This is a genomic window from Delftia sp. ZNC0008, from assembly GCF_000799035.1.
Taxonomy (GTDB): domain Bacteria; phylum Pseudomonadota; class Gammaproteobacteria; order Burkholderiales; family Burkholderiaceae_C; genus Comamonas; species Comamonas tsuruhatensis.
On the sequence record NZ_JTKZ01000187.1, the window covers coordinates 1 to 8704 of the forward strand.

Here is an 8704-nt window from a genome sequence, read left to right on the forward strand (position 1 = left end):
CCGCGTTGCTCAAGACGCTGGAAGGCCGGCAACTGGTGGAGCGCTCGCGCCACGCCAGCGACATGCGCGGCGCCGAGTTCGAGCTCACGGCGGCCGGCCACGCCATCGTGGCCGAGATCGCGCCACATTCCTCCGAGACCTATGCCGAGATCGAGCGCCTGGTGGGCCATGAAGAGATCGAGCAGCTCTACGCCCTGCTCGACCAGGTCGTGCAGCGCCTGGGCGCGGCCGACGGCAGCCAGGCCGAGGAATAGCCGCCCCGGCACGCCGGTCGGGCACTGCCGGGCACAATCGCCCCATGCCGCAGCCGATTGCCGTCATCGACTTTGAAACCACGGGCATGGCGCCCGCCCAGGGCGCGCGTGCCACCGAGGTCGCCATCGTGCTGATCGAGGGCGGCCAGGTCGTGGACCGCTTCCAGAGCCTGATGCGCACGGGTGCCTGGATACCGCCCTTCATCACGCGGCTGACCGGCATCACCAATGCCATGGTCGCAGCCGCGCCGCCCGCCGAGGACGTGATGCGCGATGCCGCCCGCTTTGTGGGCAGCGCGCCCATGGTGGCGCACAACGCGGCCTTCGACAGCAAGTTCTGGCAGTCCGAACTGGCCCTGGCCGGCGAGGCCGCGCCCCAGCCCTTTGCCTGCACCGTGCTGCTGTCGCGCCGCATCTATCCCGACGCGCCCAGCCACAGCCTGAGCCGGCTCACCGCCCACCTGGGCCTGCCCGTGGCCGAGCGTGCCCACCGGGCGCTGGCCGATGCCGAGATGGCCGCCGCCCTGCTGGCGCGCATGCAGCAGGACCTGTGCCGGCGCTATGCGCTGGCCTGGCCCGAGCATGCACTGCTGATGCGGCTGCAGCGCTGCGCGCGCGCCCGCATGGCAGGCTGGCTGCAGGAGAACGCCGCGCCCGCCCAGATGCGCATGGCGCTGTGAGCCGGCACAGCGCACGCAAGGCAAAGACCTCCCTGGCCAAATCCCCATCGGCCGCATCTGCCGGCATCCGCACCCATAATGCACGGTTGCTGCCCGGCTACGGGCGCCCGTCCCAAACGCGGCAGCCCTGCTGCCGCCTTGCTGCCGCCTGGTTCTTGCACCCGTGAATTCCGCCCTGCCTCCTGCCGCCATGGCCAACCTGGCCCCTCAGGCCCCGTTCTCGTCGCGCGAGTTCCGCGACGCGCTGGGCCAGTTCGCCACGGGCGTGACCATCGTCACCGCGCGCAGCCCGCAGGGCCATCCGGTGGGCGTCACCGTGAGCTCGTTCAACTCGGTCTCGCTCACACCGCCGCTGGTGCTGTGGAGCATGGCGCTGTCGGCGGCCTCGCTGCCGGTGTTCCAGCATTGCTCGCACTACGCCATCCACGTGCTGTCGGCCTCGCAAAAGCCCCTGGCCGAGCTGTTCGCGCGCAAGGGCGTGGACCGCTTCGCCAACACCGCCTGGCGCAGCTCGGCCCAGGGCGTGCCGCTGCTGACCGAAGCCACCACCGTCTTCGAGTGCCGCAACCGCCATCGCCATGAAGAGGGCGACCATGTGATCTTCATCGGCGAGGTCGAGCAGTGCAGCCACCAGGCCGGCCACACGCCGCTGCTGTACCACGCAGGCCGCATGCACACGGGCGGCCTGGGCTGAGCCCGGGCCCGCGGCAGCCCTCTCGTCGGCTCTCTCGGCAGCTCCCCCATTCCCGTGCCTTCCCGCCTCCGGGTAATCCCCGGTCCGGGAAATCGGTGTCTGCGCATATTGTATATACAGGCTTATACATCTGATCGCAGACCCATCCGCAGGCCGATGAAGCCCGTGGATGCGGCGGCCATTTCACCAATGACGGGGGGAGACAGCACATGAGTTCACCATCTGCAGGCAGCCTGCACCGAGGGCTGTCGGCCCGCCATATCCGCTTCATGGCACTGGGCTCGGCCATAGGCACGGGGCTGTTCTACGGCTCGGCCAAGGCCATACAGCAGGCGGGGCCCTCGGTGCTGATCGCCTACCTGCTGGCGGGCGCGGCGGTCTACATGGTGATGCGCGCGCTGGGCGAGATGGCCGTGCACAACCCCGTGCCCGGGTCCTTCGGCCAGTACGCCAGCGACTACCTGGGGCCGTTCGCCGGCTTCGTCACGGGCTGGACCTATACCTTCGAGATGGTCATCGTCTGCCTGGCCGACGTGACGGCCTTCGGCATCTACATGGGGTTCTGGTTTCCCGAGGTGCCGCGCTGGATCTGGGTGCTGTCCATCGTCTGCTTCATCGGCGCGCTCAACCTGTGCTCGGTCAAGGTGTTCGGCGAGATGGAGTTCTGGCTGTCCCTGCTCAAGGTGGCGGCCATCATCGCCATGATCGGCGGCGGCCTGGGCATCATGGTGTTCGGCTTCGGCATGGCGGCCGGCCAGGCGCCCACCGGCGTGCAGAACCTGTGGGTGCACGGCGGCTTCATGCCCCATGGCGTCTCGGGCCTGATCGCCTCGCTGGCGGTGGTGGTGTTCGCCTTCGGCGGCATCGAGATCATCGGCATCTCGGCCGGCGAGGCCAAGGACCCGGCGCGCGTGATCCCGCGCGCCATCAACGCCGTGCCGCTGCGCATCCTGCTGTTCTATGTGCTCACGCTGTTCGTGCTGATGAGCATCTTCCCCTGGCCGCAGATCGGCAGCCAGGGCAGCCCCTTCGTGCAGATCTTCAGCGGCCTGGGCATTTCCTCGGCCGCCACCATTCTCAACATCGTGGTGATCTCGGCGGCCGTGTCGGCCATCAACAGCGACATCTTCGGCGCCGGCCGCATGCTCTACGGCATGGCGCACCAGGGCCAGGCCCCCGCCGGCTTCGGCCGTGTCTCGCGCCATGGCGTGCCCTGGATGACGGTGGTGGTGATGGCCGTGGCGCTGCTGGCCGGCGTGGTGCTGAACTACCTGATTCCCGAGGACGTGTTCCTGCTGATCGCCTCCATCGCCACCTTCGCCACGGTCTGGGTCTGGCTGATGATCCTGCTGTCGCAGTTCGCGGCGCGCCGCCGCATGAGCCCGCAGCAGGTGGCCGCGCTGAAGTTCCCGGTCCCGCTGTGGCCCGCCGCGCCGCTGGCCGCCATCGCCTTCATGCTGCTGGTGCTGGGCGTGCTCGGCTACTTCCCCCACACCCGTGCAGCCCTGGTCGTGGGCGGCCTGTGGATCGTGCTGCTGGGCGCCGCCTACCTGCTGTGGGTGCGCCCCGCCGCCGCGCGTGCGCAGAGCGAGGCCATGCGGCCTGCGGCGAACGCGAACCCTTAGTCGAACTCGACCTCGGTGGCCACCACCATCGCGCCATCGTCCGAGAGCCGGCCCTTGACCTCGACCACGCGCCCCACGGCAATTTGGGCAGCGCTGCCATCCTCGAAGCGCGCATTGCGATAGTCCACGCGCACGCCGCGCAGCTCGAAGATGCCGGCCAGGCTGTCGACAGCGGTGATGCGGCCCTCGATCTCGAAGCCATCGTCACTGTCCAGCCGCAGCTTGCGCTCGACCTCGGAGGCGCGAAGCACCCCGTCCTGGAACATGCCTTCGACCTCGACCAGGTCGCCCACGGCAAGGCCTGCGGGCAGGCGTGTGGCGCTGCCCGCGTCCACGCTCAGGCCGTCCACGACGAAGCGGGTCGGCGAGTCCATGCGGGTGATATGGCCGGTGACGTCGGCCTCCACGCCTGCCTGTTCGGGCAGCGTGGGACGCTGCACCGACAGTGCGGTGGCCACCCACAGGCCGGCGGCATCTGGCTGGCGCGCCAGGCGCAGGCTGACCACGTCGCCGGCAGCCAGCGCGGCGGCAACCTGCACGCCGCTCCAGTTGACGACGGCCTCGCCGATGCGCAGGGTGCGGCGCGACATGTCAACGGCATCCACAGGCGCGCGCAGGCGCCAGGTCTCGTCGGCGTCATCCTCGATCTCGATGCGGCTGGCAAGAATGCGGCCCTGCGCATCGCGCAGGCCGTGGACTTCCAGCACACGGCCGACCTGCAGCGCCGCCGCGCGGCCGTCCTCGAACACCGTGGCCGCATCGACGATCACGGTCTGGCCCAGTACGGTCAGCCGGTCGCCCACGACCGCGCTCAACGGACCTTCCAGATCGCTGCGCACAAGAATCTGGCGGGCCATGGCGCGCGCCACACCATCGCTGCCGGTGGTCACGGGGTCGGCCGTGACATGGACCGCCATGCCCAGCTTGAGCGCATCGCTGGCCAGCAGGACGCCATCGCCATCGGTGATCCGGGCCTGGCGCTCGTCATACCGCACCCCATTGACCAGGATGGAGCCGAAGCCGTCAATGGTGCCCGACGCATAGCTGGCGCTGGGAGTGACCGGCGTGGGACGGGCTTGTCAGCCCCGCCGCCGCCACCGCCGCAGGCGGCCAGCAGCACGGACAGCGAGAGCGCGCCAGCGCCCAGGGCCCGGTGCAATGGCGGGGCGGAGCGGGAAAAGCGAAGAAAATGCATGGTGTTCGATGCCAGAAAGAAACAGATGAAAAGGCACCGCGGCGGGGCCATCGGTGCAACCGCCTGCAGTGTCGGCAAAGGCGCCTAAACCGCGCATGAATGGCGCGTTCATGCACTGTTTAAGAACGTGCACATAAGATGCGTGGCCGTGAAACTCCGCCTCGCACTTGCTGCCTTGCTGGCCTTGCCGCTGGCGCCCGCCTCTGCCACCACGCCAGCGGAGCATGAAAGCGTGCGCCGCGAGGTGCAGTCCAAGCGCCTGCGGCCCTTGGCGGAAATCCTCCAGGAAGTGCAGCAGCGCCACAAAGGGCGCGTCATCGACATCGAACTCGAGCGCGGCGCCGACGGCCGGCGCTGGTACGAAATCAAGCTCGCCAATGGCCAGCGCACGGAGATCTATATCGATGCAGTCACGGGACAGGACATCCCCCGGCCGGGCGCCACCACCGCCGTGCTGATACCCATGTCCGCCGTGGCGGCAGCCGTCACCCGCTTGCATCCCGGCACCGTGCTGCAGATCGAGCTGGAGGAAACGCGCAGCCCCAGGCCCTACTACGAGATCCAGCTGCTCACGCGCGAAGGCCGTGAGCAGCTGCTGCGCGCCGACGCCCAGACGGGCCGCATCCTGGCGGAGCCTGTCCTGAGCCGGGAGCAGGCCGCCACGCTGCAACCGCTGCCGCGCATTCTTGAGGAACTGGAGCGCAAGTACCAGGCCCGCGCCACAGAGGCCGAGCTCAAGATCGACGTCCGGCAGCGCGCCTACTACGAGGTCGAGTTGCAGCTGAGCGCCGGCCGCAGCATCGAAGTGCATGTGGATGCGTACAGCGGCCAGCCCATCGAAGAGGACGGACTGCGCTGATGCGGGTGCTCATCGTCGAAGACGACGCCGATCTTGCTGCAGGCCTGCAGGCCATCCTGCAGGAGGCCGGCATGCTGGCCGAGTGCTGCGCGGACGGCCGCCTCGCCCAGGAACTGGGCAGCGTCGAACACTATGACGCCGCCTTGCTGGACCTGGGGCTGCCAGGACAGGACGGCGTCTCGGTGCTGCGCCATTGGCGCGAGCAGGGCCGCTCCTTTCCCGTGCTGGTGCTCACGGCCCGCAACCGCTGGAGCGACAAGCTCACGGCCTTCCAGGCCGGCGCGGACGACTACCTGACCAAGCCCTTTCTGCACGAGGAGGTCGTCACGCGGCTGCGCGTGCTGCACCGGCGCGCAGCAGGCGGCAGCCGGCCCCTGGTGCAGATAGGCCCGCTGGCCTACGACACCATGGCAGACCGCTTCACGCTCGAAGGTCGGCCGCTTGCGCTGACCGCGCAGGAGCAACGCATCCTGAGCTTTCTGACCAACCGGCATGGACAGCTCGTCAGCCGCGCCGACATCAGCGAGCATGTCTACGCACGCGACCTGGACCCGGACTCCAACACCGTGGACGTGCTGGTCGGCCGCATCCGCCGCAAACTGTCCCCGCATGGCCTGATCCATACCGAGCGCGGACGGGGCTTTCGCCTGCAGCAGGCCAGCGGCGACCATGCGTCCTAGGCACTGGGGCCTGTCGGAGCGCCTGCTGGCACTGAGCCTGGTGGCCACGCTGGCCTGCGGCACGGCCGCCAGCTGGCTGCTGCGCGAGCAGTTGCACGACGCGGTGCTGCGCAGCTTCAAGGCCGGCCTGCAGGACCGTGCCGAGCGGCTGCAGGCCGAGCTGCAGTCCCCTGGGCCCCTGACCGGACAGGGCACGCGGCTCAATCGCGGCGAGTTCGGCCGCATTTTCTCGGGCTGGTACTGGACACTGGAGCAGGACGGGCGGCTGCAGCAGTCGCGCTCGGTCTGGGACGACAGCCTGGAGCTGGACGACGCCCGTCCCTGGCCCCGGCACAAGGACAGCGAGACGCTGCTGTCGCTGCGCGGGCCGCAGGGGCGCGAACTGCTGGGACTGCGCCGCAGCTTCGATGTCGCGGGCCGGCGCGTGCAGTTGCATGTCTTCGGCCCGCTGGACGGTACGCGCCAGGAATGGCGCCGCATCGACCGCATCCTGCTGGTCACCGAGCTGGGCCTGGTCGCCGCGCTGCTGCTGTGCACGGTGGCACTGGTGCGCCTGGGATTGCAGCCGCTGCGCAGCCTGCAGCAGGCGCTGCAGGACATGGAAGACGGTACACGCACGCAGCTGGGGCGGCACTTCGGCCCCGACCTGGACCCGATTGCCGAGGCCGTGGACCAGGTGCTGCAGCGCAATGCCCAGGTCGTGGAGCGCGCGCGCCACCAGGCGGCCGACCTGAGCCATGCGCTCAAGAAGCCGCTGGCCGTGCTCGGCATCCAGGCACGCGGCCATCAGGTCGATGGCCCGTGGCTGCGTGACCAGGTACAGGCCATGTCCCACACCATCGACCGCCATCTGGCGCGCTTTGCCAGCGGCGCCGGCAGCGCCGGCAGCGTGGCGCTGGATGAGGTGCTGGCCCGGCTGCTGGATGCCATGCGCCAGATCCACGCCCAGCGTCGCCTGTCCTGGTCCATCCAGACCTCCACGCCGCTGCCCGGCCATGGGCTGCGCTGGCGCGGCGCGGCCTCGGACCTGGAGGAGATGGCGGGAAACCTGCTGGACAACGCAGGCAAGTGGGCGCGCAGCCGCGTCACGCTGGCCGTGTGCCAGGATGGCACGACGACGCTGCTGCAGATCGATGACGACGGCCCAGGCCTGGCGCCGGAGCATCTCGCGCAGGCCATGGAGCGCGGTGTCCGCTTCGACGAACAGGCCCAGGGCCACGGCCTGGGCCTGGGCCTGGCCATCGTGCGCGACATCGCCGAGACCTATGGAGGATCGCTGGAGATGGGGCCGAGCCCGCTGGGCGGGTTGCGCTGCACGCTGCGCCTGGGCTGAGCACGGCGCCGGGCGGCGCTCAGCGCGCGGCGTCGGGCAGTTCGATCTTGACTTCGAGCACTTCCAGGTTTTCCTGGCGCTCCAGGTGCACCTTGATGTCGTTGACGTCGATGTCCACGTACTTGGAGATCACCGCCATCAGCTCCTTTTGCAGCGCAGGCAGGTAGTCGGGACCGCCGCCGTTGCCGCCCACGCGCTCACGCGCGAGGATGATCTGCAGGCGCTCCTTGGCCACCGAGGCCGTCTTCTTCTTTTCTCCGAGCAGGAAAGAGAGCATGGACATGGCCGCTTACCTCCCCCCGAACATGCGTTTGAAGAAGCCGGGCTTTTGCGCTTCGGTGAAGCGCATGGGCTTTTCCTCGCCCAGGAAGCGCGCCACCACGTCCTGGTAGGCCTCGGCCACGTCCGAGCCCTGCATGTGCACGGCGGGAATGCCCTGGTTGGAGGCCTGCAGCACGGTTTCGGACTCGGGCACGACGCCGATCAGCTCGATGCGCAGGATGTCCTGGATGTCCTCCAGCGACAGCATCTGGCCGTCCTGCACGCGGTTGGGGTTGTAGCGCGTGATCAGCAGGTGTTCCTTGACGGTCTCGCCCGCGATGGCGCGCGCGGTCTTGGAGCTGAGCATGCCCAGGATGCGGTCGGAGTCGCGCACGGAGGAGACTTCGGGGTTGGTCACGACCAGGGCCTCGTCGGCGAAGTGCATGGCGATCAGCGCGCCGCTTTCGATGCCGGCCGGCGAGTCGCAGACGATGTACTCGAAGTCCATGCCTGCCAGGTCGTCCAGGATCTTCTTGACGCCGTCCTGCGTGAGCGCATCCTTGTCACGCGTCTGGGAGGCGGCCAGCACGAAGAGGTTGTCGCACTGCTTGTCCTTGATCAGGGCCTGGTTGAGGTTGGCCTCGCCCTGGATGACGTTGATCAGGTCGTAGACCACGCGGCGCTCGCAGCCCATGATCAGGTCCAGGTTGCGCAGGCCCACGTCGAAATCGATGACGGCGGTCTTGTGCCCGCGCAATGCGAGGCCCGATGCGAAGCTGGCGCTGGTGGTGGTCTTGCCCACGCCACCCTTGCCGGAGGTCACGACGACTATTTTGGCCATGTTTGCACGGTTCCTTAAAGACTGGAGAGCAAAGAAGAAGGGTCCGGTGTCATACCGGCTCGATGAGGATTTTCTCGCCGTCGAGACGCACCTTGGCGGGCCTGGCGGCCACATCCGCGGGGAGATCGGTCTCGATTGTGCGATAGATGCCGGCAATCGACAGCAGCTGTGCTTCCATGCAGGTGCTGAAGATGCGCGCCTCGGTGTTGCCGCGCGCCCCGGCGATGGCCCTGCCGCGCAGCGGCGCGTAGACATGGACGTTGCCGTCGGCGATGACTTCGG

10 protein-coding genes and 1 pseudogene are annotated in these 8704 nt (G+C 68.8%); 7 read left to right on the forward strand and 4 right to left on the reverse strand.

Going from position 1 to position 8704, the window contains the following annotated elements:
* The 4 genes and pseudogenes from L995_RS06115 to L995_RS06130 form a co-directional block, all read left to right on the forward strand.
* Positions 1-254 (forward strand): annotated as a pseudogene (locus L995_RS06115) (homoprotocatechuate degradation operon regulator HpaR); the annotation flags it as partial.
* A 44-nt stretch (positions 255-298) separates the two neighbouring features.
* On the forward strand, positions 299-934 hold the full coding sequence (locus L995_RS06120) for a 3'-5' exonuclease (protein WP_047470184.1): 636 nt from the start codon (positions 299-301) through the stop codon (positions 932-934).
* Between the two features lie 190 nt (positions 935-1124).
* Complete coding sequence (locus tag L995_RS06125; protein ID WP_016452255.1) at positions 1125-1628, forward strand: flavin reductase family protein; 504 nt, start codon at positions 1125-1127, stop codon at positions 1626-1628.
* 209 nt (positions 1629-1837) lie between these two features.
* Positions 1838-3253 (forward strand): amino acid permease, encoded by a 1416-nt coding sequence (locus L995_RS06130; protein ID WP_047470186.1) that lies wholly within the window; start codon positions 1838-1840, stop codon positions 3251-3253.
* Here L995_RS06130 and L995_RS06135 read toward each other — a convergent pair.
* A complete protein-coding gene (locus L995_RS06135; protein WP_231574363.1) occupies positions 3250-4248 on the reverse strand; it encodes a DUF5666 domain-containing protein in 999 nt (332 codons plus the stop codon). The two genes, L995_RS06130 and L995_RS06135, sit on opposite strands and share 4 nt — an antisense overlap.
* Before the next feature lie 348 nt (positions 4249-4596).
* Here L995_RS06135 and L995_RS06140 point away from each other — a divergent pair, with 348 nt between their 5' ends.
* Genes L995_RS06140 through L995_RS06150 form a run of 3 tightly spaced genes read left to right on the forward strand, consistent with a single transcriptional unit; the run spans position 4597 to position 7320 of the window.
* The gene (locus L995_RS06140) at positions 4597-5307 is read left to right on the forward strand and encodes a PepSY domain-containing protein (protein WP_231574364.1); all 711 of its coding nucleotides are present in this window, start codon (positions 4597-4599) and stop codon (positions 5305-5307) included.
* On the forward strand, positions 5307-5987 hold the full coding sequence (locus L995_RS06145; RefSeq protein WP_013800000.1) for a response regulator transcription factor: 681 nt from the start codon (positions 5307-5309) through the stop codon (positions 5985-5987). Before L995_RS06140 ends, L995_RS06145 begins: the two co-directional genes overlap by 1 nt.
* Positions 5977-7320: a sensor histidine kinase gene (locus tag L995_RS06150; protein WP_047470191.1), complete on the forward strand. Its 1344-nt coding sequence runs from the start codon at positions 5977-5979 to the stop codon at positions 7318-7320. The genes L995_RS06145 and L995_RS06150 overlap by 11 nt, the downstream gene beginning before the upstream one ends.
* A gap of 19 nt (positions 7321-7339) precedes the next feature.
* On the opposite strand, the gene minE is transcribed toward L995_RS06150, so the two are convergent.
* The 3 genes from minE to L995_RS06165 form a co-directional block, all read right to left on the reverse strand.
* Entirely contained in the window at positions 7340-7603 is a 264-nt protein-coding gene (gene minE / locus L995_RS06155) for a cell division topological specificity factor MinE (protein WP_016447328.1), read from the reverse strand.
* 6 nt (positions 7604-7609) lie between these two features.
* A complete protein-coding gene (gene minD, locus L995_RS06160) occupies positions 7610-8422 on the reverse strand; it encodes a septum site-determining protein MinD (protein WP_017405686.1) in 813 nt (270 codons plus the stop codon).
* 49 nt (positions 8423-8471) lie between these two features.
* A partial coding sequence (locus L995_RS06165; RefSeq protein WP_047470194.1) for a septum site-determining protein MinC occupies positions 8472-8704 on the reverse strand: 233 nt, incomplete at its 5' end.